Origin of the sequence: Streptomyces sp. CA-243310 (assembly GCF_050936775.1) — a bacterium.
GTDB lineage: Bacteria > Actinomycetota > Actinomycetes > Streptomycetales > Streptomycetaceae > Streptomyces.
In genome coordinates this window covers 1788921-1804801 of sequence record NZ_JBNJMF010000002.1, presented here as the reverse complement: position 1 = coordinate 1804801, position 15881 = coordinate 1788921, and the positions used below count along the sequence as shown (strand labels likewise).

Annotated in this window: 14 protein-coding genes; 11 read left to right on the top strand and 3 right to left on the bottom strand. The window is 73.4% G+C overall.

Going from position 1 to position 15881, the window contains the following annotated elements; genetic code table 11:
• Window positions 1-20 precede the first annotated feature (20 nt).
• The 8 genes from ACQEVM_RS25765 to ACQEVM_RS25730 all read left to right on the top strand — a co-directional run bounded on the left by ACQEVM_RS25765 (window position 21) and on the right by ACQEVM_RS25730 (window position 8593).
• Window positions 21-827 carry an IclR family transcriptional regulator gene (locus ACQEVM_RS25765; protein ID WP_433082831.1) on the top strand — a complete coding sequence of 269 codons (807 nt, stop codon included), beginning with the start codon at window positions 21-23 and terminating at the stop codon, window positions 825-827.
• Between the two features lie 207 nt (window positions 828-1034).
• On the top strand, window positions 1035-2063 hold the full coding sequence (locus tag ACQEVM_RS25760) for a hypothetical protein (RefSeq protein ID WP_433082829.1): 1029 nt from the start codon (window positions 1035-1037) through the stop codon (window positions 2061-2063).
• Window positions 2064-2200: 137 nt separating this feature from the next.
• The gene (locus tag ACQEVM_RS25755; RefSeq protein WP_433082827.1) at window positions 2201-3748 is read left to right on the top strand and encodes a histidine kinase; all 1548 of its coding nucleotides are present in this window, start codon (window positions 2201-2203) and stop codon (window positions 3746-3748) included.
• The gene (locus ACQEVM_RS25750; protein ID WP_433082825.1) at window positions 3745-4515 is read left to right on the top strand and encodes a response regulator; all 771 of its coding nucleotides are present in this window, start codon (window positions 3745-3747) and stop codon (window positions 4513-4515) included. Before ACQEVM_RS25755 ends, ACQEVM_RS25750 begins: the two co-directional genes overlap by 4 nt.
• Window positions 4516-4577: 62 nt before the next feature.
• Complete coding sequence (locus ACQEVM_RS25745) at window positions 4578-6026, top strand: peptidoglycan D,D-transpeptidase FtsI family protein (protein WP_433082823.1); 1449 nt, start codon at window positions 4578-4580, stop codon at window positions 6024-6026.
• 63 nt (window positions 6027-6089) lie between these two features.
• The gene (locus tag ACQEVM_RS25740) at window positions 6090-6620 is read left to right on the top strand and encodes an N-acetyltransferase family protein (RefSeq protein WP_433082821.1); all 531 of its coding nucleotides are present in this window, start codon (window positions 6090-6092) and stop codon (window positions 6618-6620) included.
• 114 nt (window positions 6621-6734) lie between these two features.
• A complete protein-coding gene (locus ACQEVM_RS25735) occupies window positions 6735-7451 on the top strand; it encodes a DsbA family oxidoreductase (protein WP_433082820.1) in 717 nt (238 codons plus the stop codon).
• A gap of 83 nt (window positions 7452-7534) precedes the next feature.
• Complete coding sequence (locus ACQEVM_RS25730) at window positions 7535-8593, top strand: aminotransferase class V-fold PLP-dependent enzyme (RefSeq protein ID WP_433082818.1); 1059 nt, start codon at window positions 7535-7537, stop codon at window positions 8591-8593.
• 166 nt (window positions 8594-8759) lie between these two features.
• Here ACQEVM_RS25730 and ACQEVM_RS25725 read toward each other — a convergent pair whose 3' ends face one another.
• Window positions 8760-9827, bottom strand: coding sequence for a pyridoxal-phosphate-dependent aminotransferase family protein (locus tag ACQEVM_RS25725; protein WP_433082816.1), 1068 nt, complete (start codon window positions 9825-9827; stop codon window positions 8760-8762).
• Window positions 9828-9891: 64 nt separating this feature from the next.
• On the opposite strand from ACQEVM_RS25725, the gene ACQEVM_RS25720 reads away from it, so the two are divergent.
• Both ACQEVM_RS25720 and ACQEVM_RS25715 read left to right on the top strand, forming a co-directional pair.
• Window positions 9892-10995 carry an amidohydrolase family protein gene (locus tag ACQEVM_RS25720; RefSeq protein ID WP_433082814.1) on the top strand — a complete coding sequence of 368 codons (1104 nt, stop codon included), beginning with the start codon at window positions 9892-9894 and terminating at the stop codon, window positions 10993-10995.
• Between the two features lie 294 nt (window positions 10996-11289).
• Window positions 11290-12237, top strand: coding sequence for an SCO1860 family LAETG-anchored protein (locus ACQEVM_RS25715; RefSeq protein WP_433082812.1), 948 nt, complete (start codon window positions 11290-11292; stop codon window positions 12235-12237).
• Between the two features lie 33 nt (window positions 12238-12270).
• Here ACQEVM_RS25715 and ACQEVM_RS25710 read toward each other — a convergent pair whose 3' ends face one another.
• Complete coding sequence (locus tag ACQEVM_RS25710; protein WP_433082810.1) at window positions 12271-13485, bottom strand: CapA family protein; 1215 nt, start codon at window positions 13483-13485, stop codon at window positions 12271-12273.
• Between the two features lie 100 nt (window positions 13486-13585).
• Entirely contained in the window at window positions 13586-15007 is a 1422-nt protein-coding gene (cobC, locus tag ACQEVM_RS25705) for an Rv2231c family pyridoxal phosphate-dependent protein CobC (protein WP_433082808.1), read from the bottom strand.
• A 109-nt stretch (window positions 15008-15116) separates the two neighbouring features.
• On the opposite strand from cobC, the gene ACQEVM_RS25700 reads away from it, so the two are divergent.
• On the top strand, window positions 15117-15860 hold the full coding sequence (locus ACQEVM_RS25700) for a ZIP family metal transporter (protein WP_351761140.1): 744 nt from the start codon (window positions 15117-15119) through the stop codon (window positions 15858-15860).
• Window positions 15861-15881 lie beyond the last annotated feature (21 nt).

The following is a 15881-nucleotide window of genomic DNA, read 5'->3' as shown; positions in this document are numbered from 1 at the left end:
CAAGAGGGGCACGAAGGCGAATGACCACAGCTGAGTCCGCCGGGTCGGGGGGTGCGGAGCCGGGGGGTTCGGGCGCTCACGCGGCCGTCAAGTCGGCGGTGCGCACGGTGCTGTTGCTGGAGCACTTCGCGGCGCGGCCGGGGCTGCACAGCCTCGCCGACATCCAGCACGATCTCTCCCTGCCGAAGTCCAGTCTCTACATGCTGCTGCGCACCCTGGTGAACCTGGGCTGGGTGGAGACGGACGCGACCGGGACGCGGTACGGCATAGGCGTACGGGCCCTCCTCGTCGGCAGTTCCTACATTGACGGCGACGAGGTGGTGGCGGCGGCCCGGCCCACCCTGGACCGGCTCTCCGACGACACGACGGAGACCATCCACCTGGCCCGGATGGACGGGACGAGCGTGGTGTACCTCGCCACCCGACAGTCCAGGCACCACCTGCGGCCGTTCACCCGGGTCGGGCGGCGGCTGCCGGCCCACTCCACCGCGCTCGGCAAGGCACTGCTGGCCACGCACACCGACGACGAGGTGCGCCGGCTGCTGCCACGACGGCTGGAGGCGGTCACCGAGCACACCATCACCGACCGCGACCGGCTCGTGGACGAGCTGGCGTCGGTGCGGGAACAGGGCTACGCGGTGGACCGGGAGGAGAGCACGCTGGGGCTCCGCTGCTTCGGCGTGGCGGTGCCGTACCGGACGCCGGCGAGGGACGCGGTGAGCTGTTCGGTGCCGGTGGCCCGGCTGACGGACGGGCACGAGCACCTGATCAAGGCGGCGTTGTTCGAGGCGCGGGACCGGCTGTCGGTGGTGACGCGGCGGATGTGACGCGGGGCGGGTGGGCCGGTGGGCCTGGGGGCCGGTGGGCCGGGGGTCTGGGGGCCGGCGGTTTGGGTGGGTCGGCGGGTCGGCGGGTCGGGTGGGCCGGCGGGGTCGGGGTCGGGCGACGGAATCGATGGCTCCTCCCCCGCGTGGGGGAGGAGGTTCCCCCACGCGGGGGAGGTGCGGCGGGGCGGTACACGGGACCGTTGAGTCATGACAGGAGCACCCGTTCACCCGAAGCCGCCGACCTCCGACCCGCAACCGTCGCCACCCGTGCCCGGGGCCGTGCCCGCGCCCCCGACCGGGATCGGGGTCGGGGTCGGGCGGCGGATTCTGCGCGCCGTGGCCATCGCCGCCACCGTGCCGTATCTGGTACTCAAGTCCGCCTGGCTGGGCGGGAGTCACCTGGGCATACCCGACGGCAGTGTCCTGCTGGGGCCGGGGTTGTTCTTTCCCTTGATGAACGCCCTCTCCCTGGTCATGGACTCGGGTGTGGTGCTGCTCGCCCTGGTCCTCACCCGCCCTCGGGGCCTGCGGGTGCCGGCCTGGCTGTTGACCGTCCCGGTCTTCATCGCCACCGGGCTGCTCACGCCGATCATCCTCGGATTCCCCGGCCAACTCCTCACGGCGGCACTGGGAGCAAGCCCGGACGCGGCCGAGCGCGCGGCGAGGGAGCCCTTCCTCGACCCCTGGGTATTCAACGTCGTCTACCTGGGGTTCATGATCCAGGCCGTGGCCCTGGCCGGGCTGTTCGTGCCCTACGCGCGGCAGCGCTGGGGCCGGCTGTGGCAGGGGCGCCTGGGCGAGCGGCTCCCGCCATCCACGGGGGTGGTGGCGGGAGCCGCGGCGGTCATGGCCCTGACGGTGTCCGCCGCGTACGGGTACTGGGCCTTCGGCGGCACGGCCGGGCAGAACCCGGCGCAGATCGCGCGGTACTCCTCGGATTCGGGGGTGGTGTCCGTCGTCCACGCGATCTGTGCCCTGACCGCAGGGGTGGGTTCGGTGTGGTTGGCCCGGGGCGGGAGCAGACGGGCGCGAGGGCCGTTGGCCGTCGCCTGGATCGGCTCGTCGGCGACGCTGAGTTGGGGCGTGTGGCTCTCCGTCGCCCTGCTGGGCACGGGGTCCGGGCCGGGCGAACGGCCCACCGCCGCGACCCTTCTGCTCTACGCTGCGCAGATGATCACAGGGCTGCTCGCCACCACGGTTCTCACGCGGTTCCTCGCCTCCCGCCGCGCGGCCTGAAACGACCGGCGATGGCACGCGTGCGGACGAGCCGGTCTGGTCCGGGGGTTCGGTCGGAGCCTGTGGGGCGGTGGGGTCCGGTGCGTGGGTGGGGGCCGTGGGGCCGGTGGTTCGGGGCGCGTGCACGGTTGCGTTGGGTGCACCAGATACTCGGCGGAGCCCTGCTGATGCCGTACTTCCTGCTGACCCAGGTGGTGGTCGGGGTGATCGCGGGCGGGCGCAACGCCCTCACCTCCTTCCCGCTGGCCTTGGCCGCCTACGGGGCGGCCCTGCCCCTCGCCGCCGTGACCGGGACGTTCGGGCTGGTCCGGCCCATGTCGGTCGGCGCCGTGCGCGCTCTGTGTGGGGTGCCGGGGGAGGGTCTGGCGGAGGGCCCGGCCCGGTCCTGGTCGGCTCGGGTGCGCGGTTCGGCCTGGTGGACCGCGCACTTGGGGATGGGTGCGCTGGTCAGCGGGATGTGCCTGGCGTTGCCGCCGCTGGCCGTGTTCCTCATCGTGGCACCGTTCACGGGCTCGGTGCGGAACTCCGACATCGGGCTGTTCTGGCTTGATGGCGAGGCCCGGCCCTACACGACCCCCCTGTTCGGGGTGGCCCTGCTCATCGGGATCGGGTGGTGCGTCGCCGGCGCCGGGGCACTGTTGGCCCGACTGGCACCGGTCCTGCTCGGCCCCACCCCGGCGGACCGGCTGGCGGCGGCCGAGGAGAGGGCCGCCGATCTGGCGGTGCGCAACCGGCTCGCCCGGGAGCTGCACGACGCGGTCGGGCACGCGCTGAGCGCCGTCACCCTCCAGGCGAGTGCCGCCCGGCGGGTCCTCGATCGCGACCCGGCCTTCGTCCGCGAGGCGCTGACCGCCATCGAGGAGACCACTCGCCGGACGGTGGGCGAGCTGGACGCGGTGCTCGGTCTACTGCGCGAGGGGGAGGGCGGAGGCGGCCCGGATGGGCCGTCCAGGCGGGCTACGGATCCGGCCCCCACCCTCGCCGGCGACCTCGACGGGCTACTGGCCCGCTCCCGAGCCGCCGGTACCCCGATCACCACCCATCTGGACCCAGGGGGAGCCGGTGACTGGGCCCGGCTTCCGGTGATCACCTCCCGCGAGGCCTACCGGATCGTCCAGGAAGGCCTGAGCAACGCCCTGCGTCACGGGGGCGGGGCCGTGGAACTGCGCATCGTGCTGCGCGACACCGAGGGCGATGCCGGCGACGACGACGGCCCGGGCGAGAACACCGGAACCGGCCGCGGCCGCGCTGACCGAAGCCGGTACCGGGATCGGGGCGGGTGTGGGAGCCGGGACCGCGACGGGGACCGAGACCGGGGCGGCAGCCGAGACCGGGACCGGGACCGGGGCGGGAGTCGGGGCCGCGACCTGGACGAGAACCGCGACCGCGTCGGCGATCATGGCCCGCAGCCGCAGCCGCAGCCGCAGCCGCAGCCGCAGCCGCAGCCGCAGCCGCAGCCGCAGCCGCACGGGCATCGGGCTCGGCAGCGTGAACTGGAGATCACCATGATCAACCCACTCGCCTCCCCCGGGACGGGGGAGCGTGACCGGCGGACGACCGGAGGGCGGGGTCTGCGCGGGGTCGGTGAGCGGGCCGCCCTGCTCGGCGGGGCCGTCGAGGCAGGGCCGCACGACGGCCTGTGGCGGTTGCGGGCCGTCCTGCCACTGGGCGGGGGCGGGAGATGACCCGTCCCGCGCTGCGCATCGTGATCGCCGATGACGAGCGGATGGTGCGTACGGCCCTCCGGGTCATCCTGGAGGCCGAACCGGACCTGGAGGTGGTCGGGGAGGCCGGCTCCGGAGCCGAGGTCGTGCCACTGGTCCGTTCGCTGGCGCCCGACGTGGTGCTGATGGACGTCCGGATGCCCGAGATCGACGGCATCCGGGCCACGGAGCGGATCCTCGCCACCATGGCCGCCCCGCCCCGGATCGTGGTCGTCACCACCTTCGAGAACGACTCCCACGTCTACGAGGCGCTGCGCGCCGGTGCGGCCGGTTTCCTGCTGAAGCGGGCCGACCCCGACGAGCTGATCGGCGCGGTCCGGCTGGTCGGCCGCGGTGACTCGCTGCTCTTCCCGGCGGCCGTCCGAGCGCTGGCCGCCGCGTACGCACCGGCCGCGCATCCCGGCACCGCGCATCCCGGCATCCCGCACCCCGGGCTCCCGCATCCCGGCACCGCGCACCCCGGGCCCTCGCACGCCGGCGCCCCGCATTCGGCTGCCGGCCCGTTCGGTGTGGCCCCGTGGGTGGCCCGGCTCACCGATCGGGAGGCCGACGTACTGCGCCTGATCGCCACCGGGCTCTCCAACCACGAGATCAGCGAGCAGCTCGGCGTCGGGCCGCAGACGATCAAGACGCACGTGGCCGCCGTCCTAGCGAAGACCGGGTCCCGGGACCGTACACAGGCGGTCATCGCGGCCTACGAGGGCGGCTTCCTCATGAAGAAACACTGAGAACCCCGCCACAATCGGGCCGGAGTGGAACGCTCGGAGGCGTTGACACGTCCTTCTTGAGGATGAACAAAACGATCAGGCGTGCGTCGGTCTTCTGTCTGCTTCTGGTGTTGGCCCTGCTGGTCCGCGTCACCTGGGTGCAGGCATACCAAGGCCAGGCCCTCGCAGACGACAAGAACAACCGACGGAACCTCATCGGGCAGTACGAGAACCCGTTGGGCAACATCATCGTGGGCGGGGAGTCGATCACCGGTTCCGTGAAGACGGGCGGCAAGGACTTCGGGTACAAGCGCACGTACACCGACGGTCCGCTGTACGCGCCGGTCACCGGGTTCAGCTCCCAGGCGTTCGGCACCTCGATGTTGGAGGGTGTCTACAAGAACATCCTCAACGGCTCCGACAACCGTCTCAAGACGGTGATGGACACGCTCACGAACAAGCGGGCCGCCCCGGGCAACGTCCTGACCACCATCGACAAGGGCGTCCAGAAGGCCGCCTACGACGCGCTCCAGGGCAAGCAGGGCTCCGCCGTGGCCATCGACCCGGCGACCGGCGAGATCCTGGCCGTCGTCAACAATCCGTCGTTCGACCCCGGCCGCATCGCCGGAGCCAACGACACCAAGGCCTGGGCGGAACTGTCCGCCGGCAACGGCAAGGCCATGGAGAACGGGGCACTGCGCAAGCCGCAGGCCCCCGGTTCCACCTTCAAGTTGGTCACCCTCGCGGCGGCCATCGAGAACGGGCTGGTCACGAGCATCGACCAGAACACCTCCGTCCCGGGCAACTACACGATTCCCGGTACCACGACCAAGCTCAAGAGCGAGGTCCCCGACGAGATGTGCAACAACGTCTCGTCGCGCACCGCCCTGAGGTTGTCCTGCAACAACGTGTTCGCGGAGTTCGCGCACAAGCTGGGCCAGGACAAGATGCTGAAGATGGCCGAGAAGCTCGGCTTCAACGCGCAGATCGACACCCCGGTGCGGACGAACCCGCCGAGCAAGTACCCCTCGAAGAAGATGTCGGTCGACCAGGTCGCGCAGACGGGTATCGGCCAGTTCGACGTGCAGGCCACCCCGCTCCAGATGGCGATGGTGACCGCCGCGATCGAGAACGGCGGCAAGCTCGTCGGCCCGCACATGGTCTCCGAGGTCACGGACGCCAACGGCAACGTGCTGGAGAGCCTGAAGGACCCGAAGACCGACGAGGTCATGAGCGCCAAGACGGCCTCCATGCTCCAGGACGCCATGCGGACGGTCGCCACCGAGGGCGGCGGCAAGCCCGCCCAGGTCGCGGGCGCCGAGGTGGGCGGCAAGACGGGTACCGCGCAGCGCGGCGTGAACAACAGCCAGTCGCCGCTCGCCTGGTTCACCGCGTACGGGAAGGCCGGTGACCGGCAGATCGCCGTGGCGGTCGTCATCGAGAACTCGGACACGGACCGTTCCGAGATCGGCGGCGGCCGGCTGGCCGCGCCGATCGCGCAGAAGATGATGGCGGCGTGGCTGAAGAAGTAGCCGCCTCGAACGCGTAGCCGACGCGCCGGGAACCGACACGGTTCCCGGCGCGTTTCCCTTCCCATGATCCGGACCGCGCTACCCGCCGATCTCGACGCCATCGCCGCCCTCCACACCCGGGCCCGCTCCACCTACTACCGCGGTCGGGTCCCCGAGGCGGTACAGGGCGGGGACGCGGGTTTCGCGCGGACCCGCGAGGGCTGGTCGCGGGCGGTCGCCCGGGCCGGCGCCGAGGGCGGGGTGTTCTGCGCGGAGCAGGGCGGGGTGCTCACGGGGGTCGCCGCGTTCCGCACCGCCGACGGGCAGGCCACGCTCACCCAACTGCACGTCGACCCGGACCACTGGCGGCGAGGTACCGGGGCGGCCCTGCACGCCGCCTGCCTGGACGTCTGGCGTCGGGCGGGCGTCGATCGGGTACGGCTGGAGGTCTTCGAGCACAACCTGCGCGCCCAGGCCTTCTACGCCTCGCGCGGTTGGCGCCCGGATCCCGCCGCCGACCGCTCCGGTTCCCACCTCACGCTCTGGCTGAGGGTCGCCGACGGCGCGGAGCCTTGGGCAAGGGATGCCGGCGCGGGCCCGTTGTCCGGGGAATGAGACGACCCCCCGGTTGGTTGAACCCGAAACCGCCGTGCCGCGAAGGGCGCGGTCGCCGGCCGTGTCCCCGAACCGGGGGACCGGCCGAGTCCCGCACACGAGAGAAGAAGGAACATGCGCGTCGAGATCTGGGCCGACATCGCCTGCCCCTGGTGTTACGTCGGCAAGGCCCGCTTCACGCAGGGGCTGGCCGAGTTCGCGCACCGCGACGAGGTGGAGGTCGTCTTCCGGTCCTTCGAGCTCGACCCCAACGGCGCCAAGGGCGTCGTGACGCCGGTCGTGGACATGCTGGCCAGGAAGTACGGCCGCACCCTCGACGAGGCGCGCGGCATGGAGGAGCACGTCGCGGCGAGCGCACGCGCGGAGGGGCTCGCCTACCGGGTCGAGGGGCGTGACCACGGCAACACCTTCGACATCCACCGCCTGCTGCACCTGGCCGCCGCCCGCGGTCGACAGGAAGAGCTGCTCGACCTCGCCTACCGCGCCAACTTCGCCGAGGAACGCAGCGTCTTCGACGCCGAGGTGCTGGTCGCGCTGGCCGTCGAGGCCGGACTGGACGAGGAGGAGGCCCGTACGGTCCTCGCCGACGCATCGGCCTACGCCGAGGCGGTACGGGCCGACGAGCGCGAGGCCTCCGAACTGGGGGCCAACGCCGTGCCGTTCTTCGTCTTCGACCGTCGCTACGGAATCTCCGGTGGCCAGCCGGCCGAGGTGTTCACCCAGGCACTGGAGCAGGCCTGGGCCGGACGCGAGACCCTCGCCCCGGTGGCCGCGGCCTCCGACGCGGAGGTCTGCGAACCCGACGGGGCCTGCGCCGTACCGGAGAAGTGATCAAACCCGCATAGCGGGATCTTCGGGTGGGTGTCCGGAATCCGGTGATGGACTGTGGGGCGTTTCCGGACCACAGTGACTCCATGGACCTTCCGCTTCCCGAGGCCGTCCGGGCCGAGTTCGCGCACACCACCACCTACCTGAACACCGCCACCTGTTGCGTCCTCCCGCGTTCCGCGGTCGCGGAGGTACGGGCCCTGGCCGAGGCGGCCGGGGCCGGACTCCCCGCCGGATCCGGCGACTTCGGCCGGGTGAACCGGGTGCGGGACTCCTTCGCGCGACTGGTGGGGGTGCCGTCCGACCGGGTGGCCGTCGGCTCGACCGTTGCCGGTCACGTCGGCCTCGTCTCGGCCTCCCTTCCGGCCGGCGCCGAAGTGCTCTGCCCGGAGGGCGACTTCGCCTCGGTGATCAACCCGTTCGTGGTGCGCGCCGACCTCAAGGTCCGTTTCGCCCCGCTGGAGGCGATGGCCGAGGCCGTCGGCCCGGACACCGCACTGGTCGCGTTGAGCGCCGTGCAGTCCTCCGACGGCCGCACGGCCGACCTCGCGGCGGTGCGCGCCGCCGCGGCCGCGCACCGCGCGCGGGTCCTGGTGGACGCCACCCAGGCCGCGGGGTGGATGCCGTTCGACGCGTCGCCGTACGCCTACACGGTCACCGCCGGCTTCAAGTGGCTGCTCGGCTCGCGCGGGGTCTCGTACCTGACCGTCTCGCCGGAGGTCCAGGAGGACCTCGTCCCCCTGCACGCGGGCTGGGCCGCCGCCGGGGCGCCGGCGGACGCCACCTACGGGCCGATGTCCCGACCGGCCGACGGGGCACGACGCTTCGACGAGTCCCCGGCCTTCCTCGCCTACCACGCCGCCGCGCCCTCACTGGAGCTGCTGGAGCGGATCGGCGTCGCCGCCGTGCACGCCCACGACACCGCGCTGGCCGCCCGCTACCGGGCCGGTCTCGCCCGCATCGGCCACGAGCCCGTCCCGGGCGAGTCGCCCATCGTGTCGGTGCCGGGCCTGGCCGACCGGCAGCCCGCGCTCCAGTCGGCCGGCATCGCCGTGGCGGCCCGCGCCGGTTCGCTGCGGGCCTCGTTCCACCTGTACAACACCGAGGCGGACGTCGACAGACTGCTCGACGTGCTCGCCGGCTGACCCCCACGCGGCACCACCCGGCAGCCCCGCCCACACCTGCCCACGGAGCCCGTCCATCCCGGCCCCGCCGGCGTTCGAGGCGCGGGGTCCGGGGCACAGCCGGGGCCGCTCCTCGCGCAACGGCCCCCGCGCGCAACGGCCCCGCGCGCGACCGCCCCGCCCGGGCTCACCAGGCCGCGGACGCCGCCGCGACCGCCTCGGCCGGGTCGGCGGACAGCGCCGCGGCCAGGGCCGTCAACGAGCCCCGCACCACGGCCAGGTCGGCCGCCGCGCCGTAGTGGTTGACCCGGAGCATTTCCTCGGACAGCGCCCCGCCACCCGCCGCGAGCGGGACCGACGGGTCCACCGACAGCGCCTTGGCCACCACCGCCGACGCCCCGGCAACCCGCAGGGTGGTCGCCACCGGCGCGGCCTCCGCGGCCACCGTGACGTACGGGGCCACGCCCAGCGCCGCCGCGCCGGCGCGGGTGGCCCGCGCCGCCGCCGCGTGCCGGGCCTCGACCGCGGCCAGGCCCTCGGTGGAGATCCGCTCCAGGCAGGCCTCCAACGCGAGCATCTCCAACTGCGCCGGCGCGTGCGGCAGCGCCGTGCGACCGCCGTCGATCCAGCGCTCCTTCCAGTCCAGCAGCGACAGGTACGAGCGGCGGGGCGCGGCCGGGTTCTGCGCGAACCGGGCCCACGCCCGCTGCGACACCGACACCATCGAGACGCCGGCCGGGCCGCCCATCGCCTTCTGCGCGCCGATCACGCACAGGTCCACGCCCCACGCGTCCGGGAACAGGGGCTCCGCGCCCACCGAGGCCACCGCGTCCAGCATGAACAGCGCGCCGTGCGCCCGTACGACCTCACCGATCGCCGCGATCGGGTTGGTGTTGCCCGTGGCCGCCTCGGCGTGCACCAGCGAGACGAAGTCGATCTCCGGGTGCGCCTCCAGCGCCTCGGCGACCTGCGCGGCGCTCACCGCGGTGTCGTACGGCACGGCGAGGTCCACCACGGTCGCCCCGCAGTCGCGCAGCCAGTTGCCGAAGGTGGTGCCGTACGGCCCGGTCACGATGTTCAGCGCCGTCGAACCGGGCCTGGCGCCCGAGCGGATGCAGCCCTCCAACGGCAGCAGCGCCTCGCCCTGGGTGATCACCACGTCCTGTCGGGTGTCGAGGAGTTCCGCGACACCCCGCTCGATCGACGCGAAGCGCGCGGCGGTGAGCGGCGGAAGGTCCAGCAGGGGGTGGTTCACGGCGGTGCTCTCCTCGTCCGGGGTTACCGATCGAGCCTACCGAGCACCCGCGTAGGGTGCCGACATGAGCGATGTGAGCGGTCCCGGCGATGTGCTGCACGTGAGGGGACGGGTCCTCGTGGGACCCGACGACGTACGCGACGAACTGTGGGTCGTCGCGGGCCGGATCTCGTACGAGCGCCCGCGGGGCGCCCGCGACGTCACCGAGGTCTCCGGATGGGCGCTGCCGGGCCTGGTCGACGCGCACTGCCACGTGGGGCTCGACGCGCACGGGCCCGTGGACGCCGCCACGGCCGAGGTGCAGGCACTCACGGACCGGGACGCCGGGACCCTCCTGATCCGTGACGCCGGATCCCCCTCCGACACCCGCTGGATCGACGACCGCGAGGACCTCCCGAAGATCATCCGGGCGGGCCGGCACATCGCCCGCACCCGTCGCTACATCCGCAACTACGCCCACGAGATCGAGCCGGCCGACCTCGTCGAGTACGTCGGCCGCGAGGCGCTGCGCGGCGACGGCTGGGTGAAGCTCGTCGGGGACTGGATCGACCGCGACGCCGGTGACCTGACGGCCTGTTGGCCGCGCGCCGAGGTCGAGGCGGCCATCGCGGAGGCCCATCGCCTCGGCGCCCGGGTCACGGCGCACTGTTTCGCGGAGGACTCGCTGCGCGATCTCGTCGAGGCGGGCATCGACTGCGTCGAGCACGCCACGGGCCTGACCGAGGACACCATCCCGCTGTTCGCGGAACGCGGGGTGGCGATCGTGCCGACCCTCGTGAACATCGCGACGTTCCCGAAGTTGGCGGCGGGCGGCGACGCCAAGTTCCCGCGCTGGTCCGCGCACATGCGCAGGCTCCACGAGCGCCGCTACGACACGGTCCGGGCCGCCTACGACGCCGGTGTCCCGGTGTACGTGGGCACCGACGCCGGGGGTTCCCTGCCGCACGGTCTGGTCGCCGCCGAGGTGGCCGAGCTGGTGAAGGCCGGGATCCCGCCGCTGGAGGCCCTGTCCGCGACGGCCTGGGCGGCCCGGGAGTGGCTCGGCAGGCCCGGCCTGGTCGAGGGGGCGCCGGCGGACCTCGTGGTGTACGCGTCCGACCCGCGCGCGGACGTGCGGGCGCTGGCGCGACCGCTGCGGGTCGTGGTCGACGGCAAGGTCCGCGCCTGAGCCCTGCCTCGTGGCCCGGTTGACCCGGCGTGACGTCGCGGGCCCGGTCGTCGTTAGGGACGCCTGAACCGGGCCTTCGGGCGCTGCGGGAGGGAACTGTCGTTCCACCCGACGCCTTCTGGGGCGCAAAGAATCGAAAGCATGCGTGGAAACCACCCTTTGGGGTGAACTCACGTCAGGTTGCCGCCCGTTCACTCACAGTGCGTAAAGATTCCGAGGGTCAAGGCCGTCGGCGCGCGCGATGTCCCCCATTGGCGGCGCGACGGCACCCATCTCCCCGGGGGTTCCACCAACTTGAACAGCAACAGCTTCCGCATGCCCGCGGCCGTCCTGCTCGCGACGGGCGCGGTGGCCCTGCTCACGGCGCCGCCCGCCTTCGCCACGGGGGGCGCCGGGAGCGAGGGCAGGGCCGGAGCCGTCGTCCTGCGGGCCGGACTGGACGTGGGCCTGCTCAACAAGAGCGTGCACGTTCCCCTGCAGACCACGCTCAACGAGGTCAGCGCCCCTGCCGCCGCCGAGAAGACCGTGCTCTCCGTGGCCGTCGACGGGGTGGACAAGGGCAAGCCCGTGAACGTGCTGTGGGCCGAGGTCGCCACCTCCAAGGCGACCGCGGACAAGAAGCGCGCCGAGGCCGAGGTCAACCTGGCCAAGGCCAAGGTCCACGTCCCCGGCCTTCCCCTGCTCTCCCTCATCCAGGTCGAGAAGGTCACCTCCAAGGCGGTGTGCGAGGCCGGCAGGAAGCCGGTGGCCCGCGCGAACGTCCTGGGCAACGTCGCCGTCCTCGGCAAGAAGGTCACCCTCACCGCCGGCGGCCCCACCAAGGTGGAGGTGCCGAAGGTCGGCCTGGTGAGCCTGGAACTGTCCGCCACGGAGACCACCTCCACCACGGCCGCCGCCGCCGCGCTCCGGCTGAAGGTGTCGGTGAACCCGCTGGACCTGAACGTCGCGCAGGTCGCCGGCGACATCGTGCTGGCGGAGGCGCGCTGCGAGTCCCCGTCGGGTCCGGCGCCGAGCGCCTCCGCCCCCGCCCGGCCCGACGTCAAGCCCCAGGCCGGAACGAACGTCACCACCGGCTCCAACGTCACCGCCTCCGCGCCCGCCACCACCCCCGCCGGCGCGAGCAACCTCGCCGAGACCGGGGCGGCTTCGGTGACCCCCTGGGTGGCCGGCGGTGCGCTGCTCCTGCTCGGCATCGGCGCGGGCGCGCTCGTCGTGACCCGGCGCGGCCGGATGACCCCGTAGCGAAAGGGCGCCGCCGGGCGACCGCGGCCGGGTTCAGCGGGTGGCGTGCTCCAGTCCCTGGGCAGGCGCGCCGCGCGAGGCCACGGCCTCGGTGATCTGCCGGTCGACGGCGGCGTACCGGTTCCGGTCGGCCGCGGACAGGGTGGTGTCGCCGGCGGCGCAGGAGGTGCAGACGACCCGGAACGGCGGGGTCATGTCCGAGTACTGCGTCAGGTACTCGGCCTTCACCACCTCCCAGCGCCCCGGCCGGTCGGCCGCCGGGGAGAAGGTGAAGCGGGGGATCGAGGACATGTTGCCGCGCGCCTTCTCGGCCTCGTAGAAGCTGGCCACCTGGTCGCCCATGCCGAAGACCACCCAGGTCCCGTTGATCTTCTCGTAGGGCTGTGGGACGTGGTTGTGCGTGCCGAGGATCAGATCGATGTCGGGGAGGCCGTCGGCGCCGCGCGACGCGGTCAGGGCCTGCGCCAGCTCCCGCTGCTGCTGGTCGGGCGCCGTCTGCCATTCCGTGCCCCAGTGGACGCTCAGCACGACGACGTTCGCGCCCGCCGCCCGCGCGGCGCGGGCGTCGGCGATGATCCGGCCCTGGTCGATCAGGTTGACCGACCAGGGCTTGCCGGCCGGGATCGGGATGCCGTTCGTCCCGTACGTGTAGTCCAACTGGGCGATCTGCGCGCCGCCCGCCCCCACGAGCGCGGGGGCCTTCGCCTCCTCGGCGCTGCGGCCCGAACCGACGTGCTTGATGCCGACCCGGTCGAGGTGGTCGAGGGTGCGGACGAGACCGTCGTAGCCGTCGTCGAGCGTGTGGTTGGAGCCGGTCGAGCAGCTGTCGTACCCGGCGTCCTTGAGGCCGTCGGCCAACTCGTGGGGCGCCTTGAAGGCGGGGTAGCCCGTGTAGGGGCCGCCAGGGCGCCCGTAGGGTATCTCGTGGTGGCATATGGCCAGGTCAGCGGCCGATATCAGAGGCTTGACCCCCGCGAGGATCTTCCGGAAGTCGTGGGCCCGGCCGGTGCCCTCGGCATCGTCGGCCGCCCGCTGGATGATCGACGGGTACGGGATGATGTCGCCGGTCGCCACCAGGGTGAACGGCTTCCCGTCCGCCGCCGCGGTGGTGGGTTTCGCGCCCAGCCGCTGTTCCGTGGCCGGTTTCGCGCCGTCGCCCCCGCCCATCAGGTGCGGCACGGCGTAGACCGCGCCGCCCACGACTGCCAACGCGCCCACTGCGGCGCCCACTCTGGCGACTGCCCTCATTCTCGAACCCCCGGTTTCACGCACGACGTGACGAGCCGATCCTCGCTCACCCCCGCCCGCACGCGACGGCCGCCCCCACCCGGCCCCGGTCGGTGCGTGTTCAGCGCGCGGTCAGGGCCAACGCGTGGTCCAGGGCCTGGAGGAGCCGGCCCGTCGTGGCGCGGTCCCGCACGGCCAGCCGCAGCCACGACGGGTCCAACCCCGGGAAGGTGTCGCCCCGCCGCACCGCGAAGCCCAGGGCGCGCAGCCGGGTGCGTACCTCCGCCGCCCCCGCCACCTTGATCAGGACGAACGGTCCCTGCGCCACCCCCGCCACCGTCACCTCGTCGAACTCCGCGAGCCCGGCCAGCAGGTGCGCCCGGTCCACCGCGATCCGCCGCGCGGCGGCCTCCGCCTCGGCGAGCGCCGCCGGGGACACGCAGGCCTCCGCCGCCACCAGGGCCGGAGTGGACACCGGCCAGAGCGGTTGTGCCGCCGCGAGCTTCGCGATCACCGAGGGCTCCGCCAGCACATAGCCGATGCGCAGCCCCGCCAGCCCCCAGGTCTTGGTCAGGCTCCGCAGCACCACCAGTCCCGGCACGTCCATCCGCCCGGCCAGCGCCTCCCGTTCCCCCGGGACCGCGTCCATGAACGCCTCGTCGACCACCAGGATCCGGCCCGGCCGGGCCAGCGCCGCCAGGTCCGCCGCCGGGTGCAGGACCGACGTCGGGTTGGTCGGGTTCCCCACGATCACCAGATCGGCGTCCTCGGGCACCTCGGCCGGGTCCAGCCGGAACCCGTCCTCCGCGCTCAACACCACCCGCTCCACCCGGTGCCCGGCGTCCCGCAGGGCCGCCTCGGGCTCGGTGAACTGCGGATGCACCACGACGGGCCGTTCGGCGCCCAGGGCCCGCGCGATCAGCACGAAGGCCTCCGCCGCGCCCGCCGTCAGCAGGACGCGTTCCATCGGCAGCCCGTGCCGGTCAGCGACGGCCGCGCGGGCCGCCCGGCCGTCCGGGTACGCGGCGAGGTCCCCGAGACAGTCGGCGATCCGCTGCCGGAGCCACTGCGGGGGCGTGTCCGTCCGTACGTTCACGGCCAGGTCCACCAGCGCCTCATCCGCGTCCAACACCTCGGCGTCCCCGTGGTGGCGCAGGTCGTGGGCCTGCGCGGTGGCCACGGCGCAGGTGGCGGCCATCGACCGGCGCTTCGGCACCAGGAGTTCCCCGCCCCCCGCGAGGGCGGCGGCCTCGGCCACCGAGGAGGTACCGGCCGCGTCGCGGACCGCGTCCGAGGGATGCGGCACCACGATGGCGGCCAGCCGCTCGGCGGAGTAGCCGACGAGCGGTACGCCGAAACGTTCCGCCGCCCCGGCGAGACCCGCCTCCGCCGTCTTCGACTCCACCGTGGCCAGCGCCGTCACCGAACCGGTGGCCAGCCCCGCACCCCGCAGCGTCTCCTCGACCAGGGCGCAGACCTCCGCCACGGAGACCCCCGCGCGTCCGCCCACCCCCACCACCAGCGGCGTCACGTACTCACCCACGGGGTCCTCCCTCCGTCGTCACTCTCGACATCACATTCGTCAACACGCCGATACCCGCCACCCGCGAGCGGAAGTGCGCGAGCCGCCCGCGCCCGGTATCCAGGGGCGCATGGCGGTGATCGTGGCGTTGGGCGCGTTCCTGATGACGCTGGCGGGCGGATGGACGGCGCAACGCGTCACGGACCGCCGCCACCTCGTGCTGGGCCTGGCCGGCGGGCTGATGCTCGGCGTCGTGGGCCTGGACCTGCTCCCGGAGGCGATGCACGCGGCCGGCCGGGAGGTCTTCGGCGTCCCGCTCGCCCTGCTGCTCTTCGTCACCGGATTCCTCGTCGCGCACGTGGTGGAACGCCTGCTGGCCGTGCGGCAGCACGCGCACGGCGCCGCGGACGGGGACGGCGGCGAGCACGGCGGCCGGGTCCCCGAGGTCGGTCTCACCGCCGCCGCCGCGATGGTCGGCCACAGCCTCGCCGACGGAGTGGCCCTCGGCGCGGCCTTCCAGGTCGGCGGCGGCATGGGCGTGGCCGTGGCGCTCGCCGTCATCACCCACGACTTCGCCGACGGATTCAACACGTACACCCTGACCCGGCTCTACGGGAACGACCGCCGCAAGGCGCTGATGATGCTGTTCGCCGACGCGGTCGCGCCCGTCGTGGGCGCCGCGTCCACTCTGCTGTTCACCCTTCCGGAGGAACCGCTCGGAGCGTACCTGGGGTTCTTCGGCGGTGCCTTGCTGTACCTGGCCGCCGCCGAGATCCTCCCCGAGGCGCACCACAAGCACCCCGCCCTGTCCACGCTGATGTGCACGGTGGGCGGGGTGGCCGGGATCTGGCTCGTGGTCGGCCTCGCGGACTGAGACCACCGGCTCGCGGACCGA

What these genes read in the sequence shown, in the direction of transcription:
- ACQEVM_RS25765 (WP_433082831.1), top strand. Translation starts at nt 21, where the DNA reads ATGACCACAGCTGAGTCCGCCGGGTCGGGGGGTGCGGAGCCGGGGGGT.
- ACQEVM_RS25760 (WP_433082829.1), top strand. Translation starts at nt 1,035, where the DNA reads ATGACAGGAGCACCCGTTCACCCGAAGCCGCCGACCTCCGACCCGCAA.
- ACQEVM_RS25750 (WP_433082825.1), top strand. Translation starts at nt 3,745, where the DNA reads ATGACCCGTCCCGCGCTGCGCATCGTGATCGCCGATGACGAGCGGATG.
- ACQEVM_RS25745 (WP_433082823.1), top strand. Translation starts at nt 4,578, where the DNA reads ATGAACAAAACGATCAGGCGTGCGTCGGTCTTCTGTCTGCTTCTGGTG.
- ACQEVM_RS25740 (WP_433082821.1), top strand. Translation starts at nt 6,090, where the DNA reads ATGATCCGGACCGCGCTACCCGCCGATCTCGACGCCATCGCCGCCCTC.
- ACQEVM_RS25735 (WP_433082820.1), top strand. Translation starts at nt 6,735, where the DNA reads ATGCGCGTCGAGATCTGGGCCGACATCGCCTGCCCCTGGTGTTACGTC.
- ACQEVM_RS25730 (WP_433082818.1), top strand. Translation starts at nt 7,535, where the DNA reads ATGGACCTTCCGCTTCCCGAGGCCGTCCGGGCCGAGTTCGCGCACACC.
- ACQEVM_RS25720 (WP_433082814.1), top strand. Translation starts at nt 9,892, where the DNA reads ATGAGCGATGTGAGCGGTCCCGGCGATGTGCTGCACGTGAGGGGACGG.
- ACQEVM_RS25710 (WP_433082810.1), bottom strand. Translation starts at nt 13,485, where the DNA reads ATGAGGGCAGTCGCCAGAGTGGGCGCCGCAGTGGGCGCGTTGGCAGTC.
- ACQEVM_RS25700 (WP_351761140.1), top strand. Translation starts at nt 15,117, where the DNA reads ATGGCGGTGATCGTGGCGTTGGGCGCGTTCCTGATGACGCTGGCGGGC.